Below are 17541 nucleotides of genomic sequence, written 5' to 3' on the forward strand. Positions count from 1 at the left end.
TAGCCCCGGTGCGCGAGCCGCCTCGCCACCGGGGTTTTACCGACCCAGGCCTAATCTGAAAGTATGAGCAACGATTGGCGCAACCAGCCGCAAACCCCCTACAGCCAAGACCCCTACCCGGCCCAGTACGGCCAGCCCCAGAACCCGCAAGGCGGCCAGGGGGCCATGCCTACCGATCCCGCCAACCCCTACCTGGTCCCCACCCAGCCTCCCTATGGCCAGGCGTACAGCTCCATGTCACCGGCGACGCGGACGAGCGGCGTAGCGATCGCAGGCTTCATTCTTTCCTTCATCCTGCCCCTGGCCGGATTAATCGTCTCGATCATCGCCTACAGCGAGAGCAAGCGCAAACCCGACCAGAAGAGCGGCATGGCGATCGCCGGCGTCATCATCTCAGCCGTTGGCCTGGTCTTGCGGTTCATCGTCCTGCTTTTCGTCTTCATGACGGTCCAATCCCTATCCGAATTCAGCCACGGCGGCTACCATTCCGACAGCATCACGGCCATGGCCTGCGCCGTTCGCGCCAAAGGCGTCCTCTGACCTCAAGGCCCGGCAAGGCTGGCCCGCCAAGGCAGCGGGCAGCGCCACGAGCGCGACGCGCCGTAGGCTTGCATAAGCGGACAGTTCATGTAAACTAATCACTTGGCTGTTAAAGCAGCCACGGCTCCGTAGCTCAGTTGGTTAGAGCGCCGCCCTGTCACGGCGGAGGTCACCGGTTCAAGTCCGGCCGGAGTCGCTGGGTTTTCAGCCTTTTCCCGCTGATCCCAAAAATTCGGAAAACATGGCTCTGTAGCTCAGTTGGTAGAGCGAGCGACTGAAAATCGCTAGGTCAACGGTTCGATCCCGCTCGGAGCCACCAGCAAGAACCCCTCCCCCGCAACCATGCAGGAGAGGGGTTCTGCGCATTCGCGGGCCCCTCAGCGATCACACCCGCTTGAGCACCCAGTCCACGATGTAGGGGGCGGTACGCTCTATCTGGTCGATCGCGAGCTCGAAATCCTGGGGGCCACCGTACCAGGGGTCCACCAGGTCCAGGTCGGACTCATGCCCTGGCCGAGGCTGAGGCAAGTCCGGGTCGAAGGAGCGGTAGAGGTGGACGGCCGGGCGCTTATCAGGGGGCAGGATGCGCAACAAGGCGCGCATGTGGTCGGCGGTCATCGGCAGCAGAAGGTCCGAACGCTCGGCCTCCTCCCGGCTGATCCGGTGGGCGAAATGGTCATCCGGCAGGTCATAGCCACGTTCCTTGAGCACCTTCTGGGCCCTGCGGTCGATTGGATTGCCGAACTCCTCGTCGCTGACTCCTGAGGACTCCACACGCACCCGATCGGGATCCGCCCCTCGGTCTTGGAAAAACTTGCGAAGGATAATCTCCGCCATCGGCGAACGGCAAATATTGCCGGTGCACACCGTCATCACCACATAGGGCATACGGTCCCCTTGCATCCTTATGAGGCCTCCTTCATCTGACCTTTTCATAGGTGACGTACCGGAAACGCTTGACGCCCCGGTCGCGCGGATCTACGGCTTGCTGCCAGGACCCCCGCTGACCGACCCTCCAGAAACGGTGGCCCGCCAGTTCGTCCATGTCCGGCGCGAACGTATCCGCGTCCACCTGCGCGTCCAGCTCCGTCACATAAGCGCGGTCAGCCAGGGAAAGCGCCTCTTGGAAAATGCGGGCACCGCCGATGACCCATATCTCCGAACGGTCGATCCCATCTGCGGGTATGGCCTCCTGGCGGGCCATTTCCACCGCGTCCTGCAAGCTCATCATGACCGTTGCGCCGGGCGCCCTGAAGTCAGGGTTGCCGGAGATGACGACGTTGTCCCTGCCAGGCAGCGGCTTGGACCCCATGGACTGCCAGGTGAGCCGCCCCATCAGCACAGGGTGGGATATCGTCAGTTCCTTGAAGCGCTTCATGTCCTCGCTCAGCCGCCAAGGCATCCCCCCTTGGTAGCCAATGGCTCCCCGCTTGCCATCGTTGGCACGGGCTTGGGCCCAAATCAGGTTAATCGAACAAGGGTCGGAGAGATTGTCCTCCTCAAACTCCTTGCTTTTATCCCCCAGCAGCCCGGCATGACCGGGCTCGGGTTCGTGATAGCCGCTTTTGCTGCTACTGTCATGCTCCATAGTGTCGCCATGCTCCTCTATCAGGGATTTGCAACAATATACTACTGACTAGCTCAGACCGCCACCGGCGCTTTGATGGTGGGGTGGTGCCGGTAGTCCAGAATCTTGAAATCCTCGTACTGGTAGTCGAAAATCGACTCGGCCTTGCGCATCTCAAGACGCGGGTAAGGGTAGGGTTCGCGGGAGAGTTGCTCCAGCACCTGATCGATATGGTTGTCGTACACGTGGCAGTCGCCGCCCGTCCAAACGAATTCGCCAGGTTCCAAGCCCGCCTGCTGGGCCATCATCTCAGTCAGCAGGGAGTAAGAGGCGATGTTGAACGGCACGCCCAGGAACATGTCGCAGGAGCGCTGGTAGAGCTGGCATGAGAGCTTGCCGTCGGCCACGTAGAACTGGAAGAGCGCGTGGCAGGGAGGCAGGGCCATCTGGTCGATTTCAGCCGGGTTCCAGGCGGTAACGATAATGCGCCGGGAGTCGGGATTGCGCTTGATCAGGTCCAAAGCCTTGGAGATCTGGTCGATCGTACGGCTGGGGTCCTCTGGGGTGGGGGCGGGCCAGGAACGCCATTGAACGCCGTATACAGGCCCTAACTCGCCGGTTTCGGAATCGGCCCACTCATCCCAGATATGCACGCCGCGCTCCTGCAGCCAGCGGACGTTGGAGGAACCCTTAAGGAACCAGAGCAGCTCGTAAGCCAGCCCCTTAAAGAAGACGGTCTTTGTGGTCAGCAGGGGGAAGCTCGAGGACAGGTCGAAGCGCATCTGCTGGCCGAACAGGGAAATCGTGCCGGTACCGGTGCGGTCGGACTTCAAATGGCCCTCGCGCAGGATTTTACGGACCAAATCCTCATAAGGAGTAGGGATGTCGGTCTCGGGACGTTGTGGAATGCGGGTGCGAATCTCTGCGAGCTGCTGCTGAGTCAAAGCCATGCGACCAAGTTTAGCAAGTCCCAATCCGCCTGCATAGGCCCCCAGGCTCGAAGCGGATGACCCGGCGCTTGTGAAGGCCTGCGGCGGCTGAGCTTCCTCCCCCGGCTCAATCGGGCGCATCCGCACGGATTCAGACCCATCCGCGCGGCGTTTGGGGGTAGATTGGATATGTACACACACGAGCATTGAGAGGTAGCTATGGCGAAAAGACTATGGGTTGAGCGTGGCGCCGATGGCGTCTGGGAAGGCCATTCGGACGATGGCGCCATGATTAGGTTCGGCCGGGGAGAAGGCCTGTTCACCCCCGGTGATCTCGTACAACTCGCTCTGGCCGGCTGCGCGGGCATGTCCAGCCAGTTCGCAGTCGAGCGAGCCTTGGGCGAGGGCAAGGGGGCCAAGGTCGTGGTCAACGCCCGCTACAGCGACGATGACGACGCCTTCCTGAGCTTCGATGAGCAGGTGAACCTGGACGGCTCCGACGCCCACCTGAGCGATGAGGACGCCGACAAGCTGGTCGAGAGGGTCACGCGCCACATTGACAAGTCCTGTACGGTCAAGCACACCTACGAGCGCGAAACTCCGGTGCGGATGAGCGTCAACGTGCGCCGCTGAGCACACCGACGGAGCCGGGCTTACCCTCGGCACTCGGACGCGAGAGGGGCCGTCCGCCACCAGTTTGAACAGGTGGCGGACGGCCCCTCGCCGTTGTCGCCTCAGTCGGGCGACTAGTCCTGATCGTCGTGCAGCGGGTCGATGGCGGACTCGATGTCCTCCACCCCCTTGGCCTTAGCGACCGAGACCTCCTTCACCCCGTTGATGTCCTCCAGGGTCGGGGTCTCACCCTCCTCAGCGCTGAAGGTAGCCGTCTCAAGCTCGGACTCGCTGGCCTCCACGTATTTACGGGGCACCACATAGACCGGGGAGACCGCATGCTGGAGGAGGCCCTGACTGGTCGAGCCAAGCAGAAGGCCAGTGAAGCCGCCACGGCCGCGGGACCCGACGACGACCACGTCGTGATCCCTGCTGGCTTGGGTCAGGGCCTCAACCGCTGAGCCCGGCACGACCTTCTTGTCGATCTTCAGGCCCGGATACGTCTGCTGGAGGGGCTGGATACGGTCATCCAAGTCCTCCAGGTAGGAGTCCATCACACTCTTCTCCTCGGCCGAACCCGTGCCGGTCAGGCCGGAGATGTTCGGCACTGCGGAAATCACGTCAAGAGTGGCGTCCCAGTTAGCGGCGAACTCCGCCGCGATCTGAAGGGCTTTGAGACCCCACTTGGACTCGTCAGAGCCGACGGCCACTTTCCTGATCTGGTTGTTCAAGTGCATGAGATTGCCGTCGTCATCGGTGTAGGGCACCACTACGATCGGGCAGTAAGCGTACGCGGGCAGGGAGGAGGATGTGGTGCCCAACAGGCGCTCGGCCAAGCCCCCCTTGCCACGGTTGCCGATGACAATCAGGTTGTAGTTGCGGCTCAGCTCCACGAACACCGAGGAGGGGTCACCGGTCACAATCAGCGTGACGGCCTCGACGCCCTGCTCATCCGCTATGGCCTTGGCCTTCGATAGAATCTCCTGCGCGTCCGAATGGGCGGCCGCGTCATCGCCCATCGTCGTGTAGGTAGCGTCGAAGGACACGGCTGCGTACGAGGGCAGCGAATACGCGCACACGATTTGCAGGGTCAGCCCGGCGTGCTTGGCGTAGTTAGCCGCCCACCAGGTGGCCTTGTAGCTGGCGTCCGACCCATCCACACCAACCAGAATCGCCTTGTCGTTGATCATAACGACCTCCTCATGACTCACGGGGCCAGGCCAATGGACCTCGCCTCTATCTTGCCTTAAGAATATCGCACCAGGAGCAGCCGATAATCCGGTTCATCCTCGTGGCGTTTCGTCCATCTTCGTCCAGACATAGAGGAAGGCCCCCTCGGGAGCCTTCCTCAAGATCCGAATGCCTCTACCTTGAGCCGGCAGAAGTCGCTATAGCACTCGATAAAAATCCCAACCGCCTGGATTGTAAATGGCTTGTATTTTAACGGACTGTCCCGGCTGGGGAGCGTGAATCATGCTGCCACCGCTGATATAGATGGCGACATGACTGCCATCTTTAGCAACCATCAAATCACCGGTTGAAGGATTAGACACTTGTTGACCCACGCGCTGCGCATTAGCTATGCGCGGCAGATTGATGCCGAAGTGGGCGTAAACGTAACGCGTGAAGCCCGAACAGTCGAAGCCTTCATCTGGAGTATTACCGCCGCTCTTATAGGGTATCCCCAGAAAAGTCGTGGCATAATCCAAAACCGCCTGACCACTGGCCGAAGCCGGAGCATCCTTCGAGGGCAAAGCGCTCCTGCTGGCCGAACGGCTGACCGACAAAGATCGCTGCTGAGAAGCCGCTGCCTCCTGCTGGGCCTTTTTAGCGTTGGCCTCGGCCTGCGCCTTGACCTCAGCATCTTTTTCCGCCTGGGACTTAGTCTGCGGCACATTCAGGCTTTCAATGCCTCCCCAGTTGCTGTTGGTATCCACCGAAGTAGAAGTGGACTCAGCAAGAAGATTCTTGCGAGGCTGGTCAGCGGACCTGAAAGAACGGGAGGAAGTCACGGTTGCCGCAGAAGACTGCGTGTCCGCGAAGGCGACGGCCGAGAAGCCCGCCAGCAGCGTAGAGCAGGCCAGCACTGATGCGGCCGCTGTAGTCCATGTTTTCCGTTGAATGTTCATTATCTCCTCACTCTACCACAAGGCGAAGAAGGCAGCGGCGACGGTGCCGGAACCCGTGGAATCAGTAATGGACGAACTGGAAGTCGTGGACGTTTTTATACGTATGGGAGTAGGTCTTACCGCCCAACGAGACGCCGCACTCAGAGGTGGTGATCGACCCGTCGGGGTTGATGCTCTCCACGATGCCCACATGGCCGTAAGTAGGGTCAGTGCCCTCCTGACCTGCGTTGAAGACAATCACATCGCCCACATTGCGCGGGGTGTTATCCACCCAGTAGCCCAGAGCTCGGGCGGAGGCGGCCCACTGGCAGCCATTGCCCATATGGGAGCCGACCGGCAGGCCCAACTGGTGGCGGCGCACGTAAGCCCACCAGGTGCATTGGCTGAATTCGTAAACGTTGCCCGCGTCGCCGGTGGAATGGTTAGGGTTGAAGTTGGCGGGCAGGACCGCCTGATTCTGGTCCATCAGCTTGGCCACGACCGGGTTGTCGGCCAGGGACTTGAACATGCTGGACACGTCCAGACTGGAATCAGCCAACTCCCACGTGCCATGATTGCTGGTCTGCTGATCCTGGCCTTCAGGCACGCGGACCTGCGAACGGGAGACGGAAGAACCACCATCCACACGCGCTGAAGTGAACGAGGATGTCGTCACTTGCGAAGTGGTGGGGTCGGCGGCCAGGGGCGCCTTCAGTGGACTCTTAGGGGCCACAACAGCGACCGCGCCAGCGGCGACGCCTACGAGCGCCGCCATCGTGGAACCGGTCATCACATGGTTCTTCCGGGCCGCCGCCTTGGCGGCCAACCGCCGGGAGCGACGTGTCATGGGCGCCACTTCATTCAACCGCTGGGCAAGGGCTTCTTCCACAGCGGTTTCCTGGCGCATCTTCTTGGACTGGGCGGCGAATACCTGGGAGACGTTCACGATCCCGCTGCCGCGCTTGGCCTGGGAGGAAACCGACGAAGCGCGCTGTCGATTGATATGCGCACCTCGGACGATTTTCGCCTTGTCCGCAGCGAACCTCATATACGATCACTCCTGTATTGTTTACATTCCTAATACCGCAACGTCACACAACCATCACTTACTGCACTTTACAACAGTATGCCCGCGACCACCTAACCGTCCGATATTGTCCATACCGCCCCGCTCACTCGTCCTGACGCTCATGGCGGCCCTTGGACCTCCCCGGCTTTTCGGGCCCCAGCGCTATTCGGCCCACGCACGCCCATCCCCGAACCTGGCAAGCTGAGCACGGCGTGTCCTCTCGCTAAGAGCGAGGTGGTACGAATGCTTCGTGAAGAAGCCGCTCATCGAGGAGTGGAGGCCATCAGGAAAGAGCCGTGGTCGTCGGCCGGGGAACCGTCGAGGGTGCTCCCGCCAGGCTCGGGCCGCACGATATCGACGGGGCCATCGTCGGAGCGGATGAAGAGGGATTGGCCGTGGTTCAAGGTCAAATCCTGGTTCTGGCCGCGCACGCGCACACTGCCTTCGACGCACACCAGCACGCGAGGGCCGGCCTGGGGCAGCAGGAGGCGGCGGGGACCGAAGCGCTGGACCAGGTCCCCGTAACGGTCGACGATCCTGCTCATCAGCGGCCAGGTGGCCGAACCAGGCTCCATGTACCCGTAGACCAGCATGTATTCGCTGATGTGGGGGCGGTAGGTGACCATGTTGTGCATGGCCAGGGTCGCGATCATCGAGCTTGATGGGTCAATCGGGCTGGCGGGCTGGCAGTCCAGGCTGTGCAGGAGGTTGGCCAGGTCCTTGTGCTTGGGGGTCATGCCTGCGCGCAGCACATTGTCCGAATTGGTCATGATTTCCGCCGCCGCGCCGTGGATGTATGCGTGGGGGGTGCCTGCTGGGATGTAAACCGATTCACCCTCATCCAGGCAGACCGCATTCATCATCAGCAAGGCCAGGACGGAAGGATCTCCGGGGAAGGCTTGCGCGGCCTGAAGGGCGTTGACTATGGCATCATGCGCCTTGCGCGAGTGAATCCGCCTGTCGGCGTCCAGCAGGGCCGGGGTCAATTCGCCCGCATCACCCGCCTGCGCGCTGACCGCCGTATAGAAGGCGCGGAAGACCCGGCGCCGGGAGTCCGGCCACGCCAGCGAGGAGACGGGCATCATCGCATCCGCTTGGGCGAAACCTGCCGGCGTGGTTCCCCGGCGGAACCTGTGGGTCACTAGCGCGTCCACCATCCGCTGGGCGACAGGATGGTCCACCACTCTCAAAATCTGCAGCTGCGTGGAGATCGGCGCGAACCCGACCGATGCCGTAAAAGGCTCCAAGGCCACAACCATCTCGTTCTTGGCCAGAGTGTCCTTAAAGGAGCGCTCCGGGGCCGACAGAGGAACGCCGGCCGCGTTCTCCCGGTTGAATCCGGCCCTCGCCTCGAAGTCCAACGGATGAACCTGCAAGGACAAGGGGATGCGGGCCGAAATGACCTTAAATAAGTAGGGCAGAACTGGGCCGAAATCCTCGGAATCCTCCTGCCCGACCATGCCCTGGGGATCGCGCTGGATGGCTTGGGTCAAGGGCAGGCCGCCCCCGTCAGGCAACCTGAGCGTGGACGGGGACTGGGGGTGCCCCGAGAACCACATCTCCGCCAAGGTGTCCGCCAGCACGCCGTCCCCGTCCATCGCCCGCCCTAGCGGCAGGCCGAACATGTCCTGCAAGCGGGTATGCGAGCCCCAGGCGTACCGCTTCTGCACAGGCTCTATAGGGTACACGTACGCTCCCTTCCGCTTCAGGCACTCGCGCCGCCGGTGCTGCCGGACGGCCAGGCTCCATAGTATGTCAGCGCTTCGTCAGAATCCGCATCTCCTTTGTCAAAGGCCGTAATAAAGTAATCCCTATGAAACTCGCACCGATTTTCGACCCGGACGCCCGTCGGCCTTCGCCCAAGCCCGTCCAGGTGGATTTGCGGCGCATCTTCTTGGGTGGCACGACGGCATGGTTGCTGTCTTTAGGGGTATGCGCCATCATGCTCTGGTGCGGGGTTGACGCGATGAAACCACTGATTGTCTGCGCCTCGGGTGTGGGCGTGGGAGTCTTGCTGCTGATTTGGGAGCACTTCAACCGCTGGGACTACCGGCGCCTGGCCCAGTAACCCCCTTTCCTCACTCCGGGTGCTTGGATACCCCCTCTCATGGACCCCGGCAGATTCCTTTATTCCTTTAACCTTTTAGCCCTGATTACATTCCTGAACTGACACCCGCTGGTCCGCCATCCGTCCGCCCGAAGCCCTCCACTGGGACCGCACTTGGGTCAGAGGCGGAAGCAGGAGCGGGCGCCGGAGCCAGGGGCAGCGCCAGCGTGAAAGTCGAACCCTGGCCCGGAGCGCTCCAGAGCTTGACCGAACCGTGGTGGGTCAAAGCCACATGCTTGACGATGGACAGACCCAGGCCGATGCCCACCTGGCTGGCCTCGGTCTGCTCATCGCCCCGGTAGAAGCGCTCGAATACATGGGCCTGGTCCTCCTTGCGGATGCCCGCGCCACGGTCAATCACTTGGACCAGGCCGAAGGAGCCGTCCGCCGAAGGCTTGGCCTCCAGGCTGACCTTGGAACCAGCCGGCGAGTATCGGATGGCGTTCTCCACCAGCTTGGAGACGGCTACGCGCACTTGTTCGGGGTCGCCGAGCACCGGCAAAGGCCCGCTCGACCGGCAGACCAAGTTCACGCCGGCTTCCTCGGCTTGCGGCCGCGCCGCGTCCAAAGCCTTGCTCGCCTGCTCGCCCAGGTCCATGCGCTCGGTCTTGCTGGCTGAAGTCTCCTCCTGAGCGCGGATTAAGAGAATGAGGTCGCCAAGCGTGTGCTCCAAGTAGCGGGAGTAATCCTTGACCAGCTTGGCTTGGCTGGAGACCGCCGCCATGCGCTCCTCCAGCCGCTCGCCCTCCCGCCAGGGGCCCTTGGCCAAGGCCGTCAAGCTTTCGGCAAGAGCGCCCAGGGAGCTGATTGGCCGTGAAAGCTGCCGAGAGACATGTTCGATGAAGGCCTGTCGGGTCTGTTCGAAACGCTTGGCCTCACTCACGTCATCAATCAAGACCAGGACCAGGCCCAGGCTGATCGGACCGACCGCTACCTTGAGCCAGTTGGGGCGCGATACCTCGCTCAGAGCCCCATCATCGTGGTCCCCACCCTGATCAGCGCCTTCCTGCGTCTCACTCAAACCCGGCAAATCCGCGAAAGCCTCCGGCGTGGCGGTGGTCAACGAGAAGCGGGAGACCTTGTCGCTCTGCCAGGCCTGGCGGACCGCCTCTTCTACCCGCTCGTCGACGATGCGGTCCTGACTGACGATGCCCAAGCGGTAGGCGTCCGGGCTGGAGCGGACCACCTGCCCGTCCCTGCCCACCAGTACGGCGAGCGAGCCCACCAGGGAGAGGATGGCCTGGCTGGAAGCTTCCAGGTCCTCACTGGCCTCCTGCCTCCCCTCGCGCGCGGCGGGGTTCGTTAGAGCGCTCAGGCGATCGGCTAGGAAACCCATGCCTCCTCCTCACCGGGCCAGCGTTGGCCCTGGGCCGACCTGGGCATCCGTTGACGCCAGGCCGTAGACTGTTGTCATGCTTCATTATGGCAGGTCTACAGGAGGGCGAACGGCATGCGAGTGATTTTTAACGAGGAGATGCGTCAGGTAGCTGACGACATGGACCGGATAGCGGGCGCCGTCAGTCAGGCCATCAAGACCTCCGGCAAGGCTTTGCTGGAGCCGAACCTGGACGCGGCCCAGGAGGTGATCGACGGCGACCAGGCCATCGACCAGCTGGAAGGCTCGATCATCGACCAGTGCGTTCGGCTCCTGGCCAAGCAGAACCCGGTGGCCACCGACCTGCGCGTCATCGTCTCCACGCTGCGCCTGGCTGCGACCTTCGAGCGGATGGGCGACCTCTCCCGCCACATAGCCGAGGCCGTGCGCCGAGCCTATCCCGACCCCCCGCTGCCGCCCGAGGCTCATGATCTATTCGGCCGCATGCAGGATTTCCTGAACCAGATGTCAGACCGGCTGGTGGCCATGCTCTCCGATCGTGACACCAAGGTGGCCGAGCAGATCATCATCGATGACGATCAACTCGACCAGCTCCACCAGCAGACCTTCGATCTGGCCCTGTCCGACGAGTGGACCGGCTCCAAACAGCAGATGATCGACCTGGTCTTGCTGGCCCGCTTCATGGAGCGCATCGGCGACCACGGCGTGTCCGCCGCCCGCCGCGTCGTCTACATCGTCTCCGGTTTCGACCCCACCAAGGACCCCAAGGACCTGGAAGACATCGACTGACAGCCGGCACGGACCAATACGAGCAGGCCCCCGCATCCAAGATGAACGCGGGGGCCTGCTCCTGTTAAGGCTTACCGCAAGCGCTTGCGGCCTAAGCTCACTTCTGGCCCTGAGCGGCGACGGCTGCGGCGCCAGCGGCGGCGGCCTCCGGGTCCAGGTACTCGCCGCGCGGCTTAATCGGCTTGAAGTTCTCGTCCAGCTCGTAGAGCAGGGGGATGGCGGTGGGGATGTTCACCTTGGCGATCTCCTCCTCGCTCAGGCCGTCCAGCATCTTGACGATGGCGCGAAGGGAGTTGCCATGGGCGGCGATCATCACTGTCTTGCCGGTCTTGAGCTCAGGGACGATGTCGGACTCCCAGTAGGGGGTCACGCGCTTGACCACATTGGACAGGGCCTCGCAGCGCGGCACGGGCACTCCCGCGTACTGGGGGTCGTGGGCCTGCGAGTACTTGTCGTCCGGGTCGATCTCGGGCGGCGGGGTGGCGTAAGAGCGGCGCCAGAGCATGAACTTCTCGTCGCCGTACTCCTCGCGGATCTCAGTCTTGTTCTTGCCCTGCAGGGCACCGTAGTGGCGCTCGTTGAGCCTCCAGTCACGCTTGACCGGAATCCAGAGACGGTCGGCCACATCCAGGGAGATGTTCGCCGTGTTGATGGCGCGACGCAGGAGGGAGGTGAAGACGATGTCAGGCAGGACGCCCTTATCCTTCAGGAGCTGGCCACCCTTGCGGGCCTCCTGCTCGCCCTGCTCGGTCAGCGGGACGTCCACCCAGCCGGTGAACTGATTGGTGTTGTTCCATGCGCTCTGGCCATGCCGGAGCAATACTAGTTTGTATGTCATGCTTCACAGTTTAATCGCCCTGCCAGACCATGAAGACCAGCTTTATGCGCGCGCTAACAGTCCGGTTTCAGACCAGTTGCAGGAGCAGTCCGAGCGTCCAGCACAAGGCGGAAATCAGCGTGCCCTGACCAGACAGGACAAAGGCCTTAGGCTGGTTCCTGCGGGCGAAGAACGCGCAAACGAAACCGAAGCAGACGGCAATCGGAATCACGACCAGCCAGGCGGGCAGCTCCACGGATCCGAACCTCCAGACCGCGCCGGCGAACTCCACGATAGCCAATGCCAAGCTGAGCAGGTAGACCGCGTAAATAGAGACTCTGGCAGCCTTATCTCCCACAATCGTGGCGTAGGTATGCTTACCGGAGCGCTTGTCGGACTCGATATCGCGATAGTTATTGAACATCAGCAGCCCCACCGCGTTCAAACCCGCAGCGGACGCGCCCAGCCAGCCGGCGGTGCTGAGGGCGCCGACCATGAAGTACTCGGTGCCCAAGGTGGCCACCAGGCCGAAGAAGATGAACACGAAGACCTCGCCCAGACCGTAGTACCCGTAGGGATGCTTGCCGCCGGTGTAGAACCAGCCTGCAGCGAAGCAGACCAGGCCGGCCAGCAGCATCCACCAGTGGCCGGTGATTACAACGGCCGCTAAACCAAGCAAAGCAGTGATGACCACCGCAATCATCATGGCGGTGAAGACCTTGCGTGGGGCCACACCGGAGGCCACCAGCCGACGGGGCTTGCCGGAAACCTCCTCATCGGCGCTGCGGTTGGCATCAGTGCCGCGAATCCCGTCCGAATAATCGTTGGCGAAATTGGCGGCAATCTGCATGAACAAGGCCAGGAAAACCAAAAGGATGAAGACCGTCAACAGCTGGCCACCGCTCACTGCGCTGATTCGTGCCGCCCGGGCAGTTTCAGCCGGATCGGCAGGCACGGGGCAAGTGCCCGCGCAAGCCGCCGCGGACCGGGAGCGCAGGAGCAGGGCGGCCGCCGCGCCCACGCAGACCGGAGCCACCGAAGCGGGCAAGGTCTTGGGACGTAGCCCGTTAATCCACAATTTGACGTTCATACCATCTCCTCTGCCAGGCGAATTATGCATGGGACGAACCCGGCCAGGCTTCGCCTGAATCGGCGGGGCTCAGCCCCGAATCCGGTTGATCTCAGACCAGCGGCTTGACCAAGGGGAAGGTGATGGTCTCACGGATGGTGGCGCCGGTCAAGGCAATCAGCAGACGGTCAATGCCCATGCCCATGCCACCGGTCGGGGGCATGCCCACGCCCAGGGCCTCCAGGAAGTCCTCGTCGATGTCGGTGGCTTCTTCGTCTCCAGCGGCCGCGTCCTTGGCCTGCTGGATGAAGCGCTCGCGCTGCACGACCGGATCGTTGAGCTCGGAGTAGCCAGTGGCCAGCTCGAAACCTCGCACGTACAGGTCCCACTTCTCCACCATGCCGGGCTTGGAGCGATGGGCCTTGACCAGGGGCGAGGTCTCTACGGGGAAGTCGCGCACGAATGTGGGCTCGTAGAGCTTGTCCTCGTAGAAGTGCTCCCAGAGATGTTCGACCAGCTTGCCGTGGTTCTCGACCTCGTCGCGCTCAACGCCAAGCTTGTCAGCGATGGCGCCCAAGTGCTCCACGGAGGTCTCAGGAGTGATCTCCTCGCCCAAGGCCTCGGACAGGGAGCCGTACATGGTCATCGTCTTCCATTCGCCGCCGAAGTCGTACTCCTCGCCACCCAGCAGGGTGACCTTGGTGGAGCCGAAGGCGTCGAGGGCGGCCTGCTGCACCAGCTGCTTGGTCAGGTCACCAATCGTATCGTAGGTGCCATAGGCCTGGTAGGCCTCCAGCATGGTGAACTCGGGAGCGTGCGTGCCATCCACGCCCTCGTTGCGGAAGTCGCGGTTGATCTCGAAGACCCGCTCGATGCCGCCCACCAAGCAGCGTTTCAAAAAGAGCTCGGGGGCGATGCGCAGAAAGAGGTCGATGTCGAAGGCGTTCATGTGCGTAGTGAACGGGCGGGCCGCCGCTCCCCCGTGCACGGTCTGCAGCATGGGCGTCTCGACTTCCAGGAAGTCCTGGGATTCGAAGGTGCGGCGCAGGGAGGAGACCACCTTGGAGCGCCTGCGGACCATATCACGTGTGGCTTCGTCGGCGATCATGGCCAGGTAGGGCTTGCGGGTGCGCTGCTCGTCCGACAATTCCTTGTGGAGCGCAGGCAGGGGTTGTAAGGCCTTGGCCGCGATGGCCCACTCCGTGGCGAAGACCGAGAGCTCGCCGGTCTTGGAAGCGATCACCCGACCACGGACATAGAGCTGATCACCTAAATCCACCAGTTGCTTGAAGGACTTGAGCGAGTCCGCGCCAACCTCCTTCTTGGAGATCATGCCCTGGATGGTGGTGCCGTCGCCGGCGGACAGCTGCACGAAGCATAGGCCGCCGCCATTGCGCAGGAAGAGCACACGGCCGGCGATGCCGACCACATCCTCAGTCTCCTGCCCCGGCTCCAACTTGCCCTCATACTCGGCTCGCACATGCTCGATGCGGTCAGTCACATCCAAGTGAACCGGGTATGGAGCGATGCCCTGCTTAAGCATGAGCGCCCGTTTAGCCACGCGCATCTGCACCTGCTCGGGGTGGGCCCGGGGGCCGAACTCGCGGTTGGACGGATCCACCGCTTCTTCCAGCTCAAGACCCTGGTCCACCTTGGCGGCGATGGCCTTGTCCTGGTCCAGCAGCATCTGCGCCCGCTCCACGGTGGAGATGCCGGTTCCATTTTCCGACGCTTCTTCGCTCTGGGCACCATGTTCTATAAAGTCAGTCATAAGTCCCCAGTGTACGCAAACGCCAGTACTTCACTGGCCTCCCAGCGGTGGCCGCGCCTCGCCGCGCCAGCCGCCCCGCCGCGCGAGTCTTGGCATTTGAGCACCGGTGCGTGTACTATATAGAACGTTGTCGCGGGGTATAGCGCAGCTTGGTAGCGCGCTTCGTTCGGGACGAAGAGGCCGGGGGTTCAAATCCCCCTACCCCGACAATCATTCCGGCCCTCTAAGGGCCGGAATTCCAACCTTTCTAGAATCTCACGTAGTCAGCGAAACACGTTCTGAGCGCATTTTGGCGCACCTTGCAGCAGCAACTCGTTCATCGACTCCTCCACCACGTCCAAGTCCTCGTCGAACGCATCCGCCTACACATCCAACGTCATCGCCGTGCAGGGCATGGCGCCAGCCCCAGAACAGCTCCTACACCGATTCGGTTCTCGCTTGCGATCCCTGAACATGAGTGACCCTTAACGAGGGCCGCCCTCCCCGACCTCCCCAGCCGCATATCATTGCCCCGCTTGAGCGGATAGGAGCTCAATAGCGGGGGTGCGTAAGGCCCGGACCGAGGCGAGCAAGAAAATGAGGGACCCCAGGGCAGAGACGGCAAGGGTCATCCGGAACCAGAGGGACCAGGAGATGGAGAGGACCGCGGTGCCCAGGATGGCCCGAATGTCGAAGTAGGCGCAGGCCGTGGCGGGGATGACAATCAGGAAGGCGGCGAGCATGGCGGTCAGCATGATGATGGAGCCTTCCAGCAGGGCCATGAACCGCAGCTGCCGGGGTTCGGCACCGGAGATGTCGAGCAGGGCCTGGTCAAAGCCGCGCTCCCGGGAGACCATGCAGAAACCAGCCAGGGCACCGCCCAGGGCCACGACGGCCTCTGGGCCGATGGCGCCGATAACGCCAGGCATACCGGTGCTGGTGGTGCCGGGAGGTGTGGAGTATCCGGCCACCCTCAAGAGCGAGGCCGAGAAAATCTGTATTGGAGTGCCCATCCCCATAATCAAACCGACGCAGACCATGAGCGGGGCCAGCACCGAGCTGGAACGCTCGATGCGGGAGACGGTCTGCCGCCGAGCCAGGGCCCAGGGCGCGGCAGGGAAAGGCACAAGTGAGGTCCAGAGCCTGACCAGGCCGCCGTAGAGGAGGGGGGCCAGGAAGGCGAAGGCGATCATGAGCAGCAAGAGCCCGCCTATGGCCGAGTAGTACATCGTGCCCATATCCTCGTAGAAGGTTTTCATGGCAGCCTTCCCGCCAGAGAGGTCGACCCGATGCACGCTCCTGGCAGGCAGGATGAACACATAGACCGCGCCCAAGAATGAGGCCAGTGCAAGGAGGATGCGGATACCGCCGGGTCGCTTGGAAGTGACGGGTTGGGAGCGGTAAGCCTCGACCGGATCCACACGGGATGCCGAGCGAACGGTCAGGGTGGTGCCGATGAGCGCCGTGGCCAAGCCAATCGCTACGCCCAGGAACCAGGATCGAGCATCAGCATGGTAGGTGTAGGAGTCCGCCATCGTGCTGTAAGTCCTGAGGAGGTATTTGAAAAACGCGGGAGCCACCAGCGGAGCCACAGCGGCCGACAGGATTGAGGCGGTCAAACCCAGGACCAGGACCAGCAGCTCCATCAGGGCGGTCAGCTGGATTGGGGTGGCGCCCTGCATGGCCAGCAGGGCCAGCTGTTTGCGCTGCTGATTGATTGCGGCCGAGACCACCCACAAGGTGATGAAGACTCCGACGATGATGGTGATGGGCAGTTGGTCGGTGTCCATCATGCGCGTCATCTGATAGGCATCCTCGGCCAGGCCGCCCTGGGCATTGGCCTGGGTGTACCGGGAGGAGCCAGCGATCAGCGTCATGCCGCTCATCACGGTCTGCACCACGCTCAAGTAGAGGAAGACTCCAATCCACACGCCCGGCGCAGCACGCAAGCTTGTCAGTATCGCTTTCACCTTGCACCTCCGGTTATGCGCCCATCCACCAGGGTGACCACCCGATCGCAGCTGGAGGCCACCTCCTCGGAGTGGGTAACCACGACGACAGCCCTGGCCGGGTCCGCCGCCACCCGGTGCAGCTCATCAATCACCACCCGACCGGTGGCCTGATCCAAAGCGCCCGTAGGCTCGTCAGCAAAGACCACATCAGGCTTGGAGACCAACACCCGAGCCAGGGCCACTCGCTGCTGCTCGCCGCCCGAGAGGGAGCCTATGTCCGAGCGCCGCCGGTCGGCCATGCCAAAACGCTCCAGCATGGCGGCGATCTCGCCCTTGGGAGCCCGCCGCCCTCGCAGCAGGAAGGGCAAGGCTATGTTCTCCTCCACATTCAACGTGGGCACCAGATTGTAGGACTGGAAAACGAAACCCAGGTGGGCGCGGCGGAATCGCGCCATCTTCGCCCTCCCCATCCGGTCGATCCGCTCCCCCAGCACCGTCACCTGGCCGCCCGATATGGATTCCAAGCCAGCCAGGGAGTAAAGGAGCGTGGACTTGCCTGAGCCCGAGGGCCCGACGATGCCTGTCATCCGCCCCCAGTCGGCCTGAAAATCCACGCCGTGAAGGATGCGGATGGTCTCATCCTTGCGCAAGCTCACATCCTTGATCAATCCCCGGGCTTCGATAGGTGGGAAACCGCGCATTTGAGCTACCTGTGATTGCATGTCCGAACCCTCTTCCCGCACCCGTTGCGCATCCTCTGGGCACGACTGAAAACGCATGCCCAATAACTCCATGGAAACATCCACAAGGGTGTTCCCAGGGCGTTTTCAGGGTGCATTCAGGGTGTATTCGAGGAAAAATCAGGGGTTCACCTGACCCTGCGACCGCAGCGCCTT

17 protein-coding genes and 3 tRNA genes are annotated in these 17541 nt (G+C 62.5%); 7 read left to right on the plus strand and 13 right to left on the minus strand.

The window, feature by feature from the left end; all coding sequences use genetic code 11:
• The first annotated feature begins 63 nt into the window (after positions 1 to 63).
• The 3 genes from AB656_RS04345 to AB656_RS04355 all read left to right on the plus strand — a co-directional run bounded on the left by AB656_RS04345 (position 64) and on the right by AB656_RS04355 (position 859).
• Positions 64 to 540, plus strand: coding sequence for a DUF4190 domain-containing protein (locus AB656_RS04345; protein WP_051905345.1), 477 nt, complete (start codon positions 64 to 66; stop codon positions 538 to 540).
• A gap of 122 nt (positions 541 to 662) precedes the next feature.
• Positions 663 to 736, plus strand: a tRNA-Asp gene (locus tag AB656_RS04350).
• A 47-nt stretch (positions 737 to 783) separates the two neighbouring features.
• Positions 784 to 859: transfer RNA gene (locus AB656_RS04355), tRNA-Phe, on the plus strand.
• Between the two features lie 65 nt (positions 860 to 924).
• On the opposite strand, the gene AB656_RS04360 is transcribed toward AB656_RS04355, so the two are convergent.
• Genes AB656_RS04360 through AB656_RS04370 form a run of 3 tightly spaced genes read right to left on the minus strand, consistent with a single transcriptional unit; the run spans position 925 to position 3057 of the window.
• The gene (locus AB656_RS04360; protein ID WP_236681847.1) at positions 925 to 1428 is read right to left on the minus strand and encodes a low molecular weight protein-tyrosine-phosphatase; all 504 of its coding nucleotides are present in this window, start codon (positions 1426 to 1428) and stop codon (positions 925 to 927) included.
• 31 nt (positions 1429 to 1459) lie between these two features.
• Positions 1460 to 2128 carry a dihydrofolate reductase gene (locus tag AB656_RS04365; protein ID WP_033503565.1) on the minus strand — a complete coding sequence of 223 codons (669 nt, stop codon included), beginning with the start codon at positions 2126 to 2128 and terminating at the stop codon, positions 1460 to 1462.
• 53 nt (positions 2129 to 2181) lie between these two features.
• Positions 2182 to 3057, minus strand: coding sequence for a thymidylate synthase (locus tag AB656_RS04370; RefSeq protein WP_033503663.1), 876 nt, complete (start codon positions 3055 to 3057; stop codon positions 2182 to 2184).
• A 198-nt stretch (positions 3058 to 3255) separates the two neighbouring features.
• Between AB656_RS04370 and AB656_RS04375 the strand changes: the two genes are divergently transcribed.
• Complete coding sequence (locus tag AB656_RS04375) at positions 3256 to 3669, plus strand: OsmC family protein (RefSeq protein WP_033503566.1); 414 nt, start codon at positions 3256 to 3258, stop codon at positions 3667 to 3669.
• A 113-nt stretch (positions 3670 to 3782) separates the two neighbouring features.
• Here the strand turns inward: AB656_RS04375 and AB656_RS04380 are convergent, their stop codons facing one another.
• From AB656_RS04380 to manA, 4 genes are all read right to left on the minus strand, one after another.
• Positions 3783 to 4838 carry a universal stress protein gene (locus tag AB656_RS04380; RefSeq protein ID WP_033503568.1) on the minus strand — a complete coding sequence of 352 codons (1056 nt, stop codon included), beginning with the start codon at positions 4836 to 4838 and terminating at the stop codon, positions 3783 to 3785.
• Between the two features lie 198 nt (positions 4839 to 5036).
• Positions 5037 to 5777, minus strand: a complete 741-nt coding sequence (locus AB656_RS04385) for a C40 family peptidase (RefSeq protein ID WP_033503570.1) — start codon at positions 5775 to 5777, stop codon at positions 5037 to 5039.
• A 61-nt stretch (positions 5778 to 5838) separates the two neighbouring features.
• Positions 5839 to 6804, minus strand: a complete 966-nt coding sequence (locus AB656_RS04390; protein WP_033503571.1) for a CHAP domain-containing protein — start codon at positions 6802 to 6804, stop codon at positions 5839 to 5841.
• A 284-nt stretch (positions 6805 to 7088) separates the two neighbouring features.
• Positions 7089 to 8513, minus strand: coding sequence for a mannose-6-phosphate isomerase, class I (manA, locus tag AB656_RS04395; protein WP_033503572.1), 1425 nt, complete (start codon positions 8511 to 8513; stop codon positions 7089 to 7091).
• A gap of 125 nt (positions 8514 to 8638) precedes the next feature.
• Here manA and AB656_RS04400 point away from each other — a divergent pair, with 125 nt between their 5' ends.
• Positions 8639 to 8893, plus strand: a complete 255-nt coding sequence (locus tag AB656_RS04400) for a hypothetical protein (protein WP_033503573.1) — start codon at positions 8639 to 8641, stop codon at positions 8891 to 8893.
• A gap of 85 nt (positions 8894 to 8978) precedes the next feature.
• Here AB656_RS04400 and AB656_RS04405 read toward each other — a convergent pair whose 3' ends face one another.
• On the minus strand, positions 8979 to 10268 hold the full coding sequence (locus AB656_RS04405) for a sensor histidine kinase (protein ID WP_051905347.1): 1290 nt from the start codon (positions 10266 to 10268) through the stop codon (positions 8979 to 8981).
• 114 nt (positions 10269 to 10382) lie between these two features.
• On the opposite strand from AB656_RS04405, the gene phoU reads away from it, so the two are divergent.
• The gene (phoU, locus tag AB656_RS04410) at positions 10383 to 11057 is read left to right on the plus strand and encodes a phosphate signaling complex protein PhoU (protein ID WP_033503575.1); all 675 of its coding nucleotides are present in this window, start codon (positions 10383 to 10385) and stop codon (positions 11055 to 11057) included.
• 97 nt (positions 11058 to 11154) lie between these two features.
• On the opposite strand, the gene AB656_RS04415 is transcribed toward phoU, so the two are convergent.
• The 3 genes from AB656_RS04415 to lysS all read right to left on the minus strand — a co-directional run bounded on the left by AB656_RS04415 (position 11155) and on the right by lysS (position 14714).
• Positions 11155 to 11895, minus strand: a complete 741-nt coding sequence (locus tag AB656_RS04415) for a phosphoglyceromutase (RefSeq protein ID WP_033503577.1) — start codon at positions 11893 to 11895, stop codon at positions 11155 to 11157.
• 67 nt (positions 11896 to 11962) lie between these two features.
• Complete coding sequence (gene menA / locus AB656_RS04420) at positions 11963 to 12964, minus strand: 1,4-dihydroxy-2-naphthoate octaprenyltransferase (RefSeq protein WP_051905348.1); 1002 nt, start codon at positions 12962 to 12964, stop codon at positions 11963 to 11965.
• Positions 12965 to 13055: 91 nt separating this feature from the next.
• Positions 13056 to 14714, minus strand: a complete 1659-nt coding sequence (gene lysS, locus AB656_RS04425; RefSeq protein WP_033503578.1) for a lysine--tRNA ligase — start codon at positions 14712 to 14714, stop codon at positions 13056 to 13058.
• A gap of 133 nt (positions 14715 to 14847) precedes the next feature.
• On the opposite strand from lysS, the gene AB656_RS04430 reads away from it, so the two are divergent.
• Positions 14848 to 14921, plus strand: a tRNA-Pro gene (locus AB656_RS04430).
• A 296-nt stretch (positions 14922 to 15217) separates the two neighbouring features.
• Here the strand turns inward: AB656_RS04430 and AB656_RS04435 are convergent.
• Both AB656_RS04435 and AB656_RS04440 read right to left on the minus strand, forming a co-directional pair.
• The gene (locus AB656_RS04435; RefSeq protein ID WP_052201418.1) at positions 15218 to 16663 is read right to left on the minus strand and encodes an FtsX-like permease family protein; all 1446 of its coding nucleotides are present in this window, start codon (positions 16661 to 16663) and stop codon (positions 15218 to 15220) included.
• The gene (locus tag AB656_RS04440) at positions 16660 to 17367 is read right to left on the minus strand and encodes an ABC transporter ATP-binding protein (protein ID WP_051905439.1); all 708 of its coding nucleotides are present in this window, start codon (positions 17365 to 17367) and stop codon (positions 16660 to 16662) included. Before AB656_RS04440 ends, AB656_RS04435 begins: the two co-directional genes overlap by 4 nt.
• Positions 17368 to 17541 lie beyond the last annotated feature (174 nt).

The organism is Bifidobacterium actinocoloniiforme DSM 22766, assembly GCF_001263395.1.
Taxonomy (GTDB): Bacteria; Actinomycetota; Actinomycetes; order Actinomycetales; family Bifidobacteriaceae; genus Bombiscardovia; species Bombiscardovia actinocoloniiformis.

Coding starts and splice junctions, on each gene's coding strand:
- AB656_RS04345 (WP_051905345.1), top strand. CDS start 64: ATGAGCAACGATTGGCGCAACCAGCCGCAAACCCCCTACAGCCAAGAC.
- AB656_RS04360 (WP_236681847.1), bottom strand. CDS start 1,428: ATGCCCTATGTGGTGATGACGGTGTGCACCGGCAATATTTGCCGTTCG.
- AB656_RS04365 (WP_033503565.1), bottom strand. CDS start 2,128: ATGGAGCATGACAGTAGCAGCAAAAGCGGCTATCACGAACCCGAGCCC.
- AB656_RS04370 (WP_033503663.1), bottom strand. CDS start 3,057: ATGGCTTTGACTCAGCAGCAGCTCGCAGAGATTCGCACCCGCATTCCA.
- AB656_RS04375 (WP_033503566.1), top strand. CDS start 3,256: ATGGCGAAAAGACTATGGGTTGAGCGTGGCGCCGATGGCGTCTGGGAA.
- AB656_RS04380 (WP_033503568.1), bottom strand. CDS start 4,838: ATGATCAACGACAAGGCGATTCTGGTTGGTGTGGATGGGTCGGACGCC.
- AB656_RS04385 (WP_033503570.1), bottom strand. CDS start 5,777: ATGAACATTCAACGGAAAACATGGACTACAGCGGCCGCATCAGTGCTG.
- AB656_RS04390 (WP_033503571.1), bottom strand. CDS start 6,804: ATGAGGTTCGCTGCGGACAAGGCGAAAATCGTCCGAGGTGCGCATATC.
- AB656_RS04400 (WP_033503573.1), top strand. CDS start 8,639: ATGAAACTCGCACCGATTTTCGACCCGGACGCCCGTCGGCCTTCGCCC.
- AB656_RS04405 (WP_051905347.1), bottom strand. CDS start 10,268: ATGGGTTTCCTAGCCGATCGCCTGAGCGCTCTAACGAACCCCGCCGCG.
- phoU (WP_033503575.1), top strand. CDS start 10,383: ATGCGAGTGATTTTTAACGAGGAGATGCGTCAGGTAGCTGACGACATG.
- AB656_RS04415 (WP_033503577.1), bottom strand. CDS start 11,895: ATGACATACAAACTAGTATTGCTCCGGCATGGCCAGAGCGCATGGAAC.
- menA (WP_051905348.1), bottom strand. CDS start 12,964: ATGAACGTCAAATTGTGGATTAACGGGCTACGTCCCAAGACCTTGCCC.
- lysS (WP_033503578.1), bottom strand. CDS start 14,714: ATGACTGACTTTATAGAACATGGTGCCCAGAGCGAAGAAGCGTCGGAA.
- AB656_RS04440 (WP_051905439.1), bottom strand. CDS start 17,367: ATGCAATCACAGGTAGCTCAAATGCGCGGTTTCCCACCTATCGAAGCC.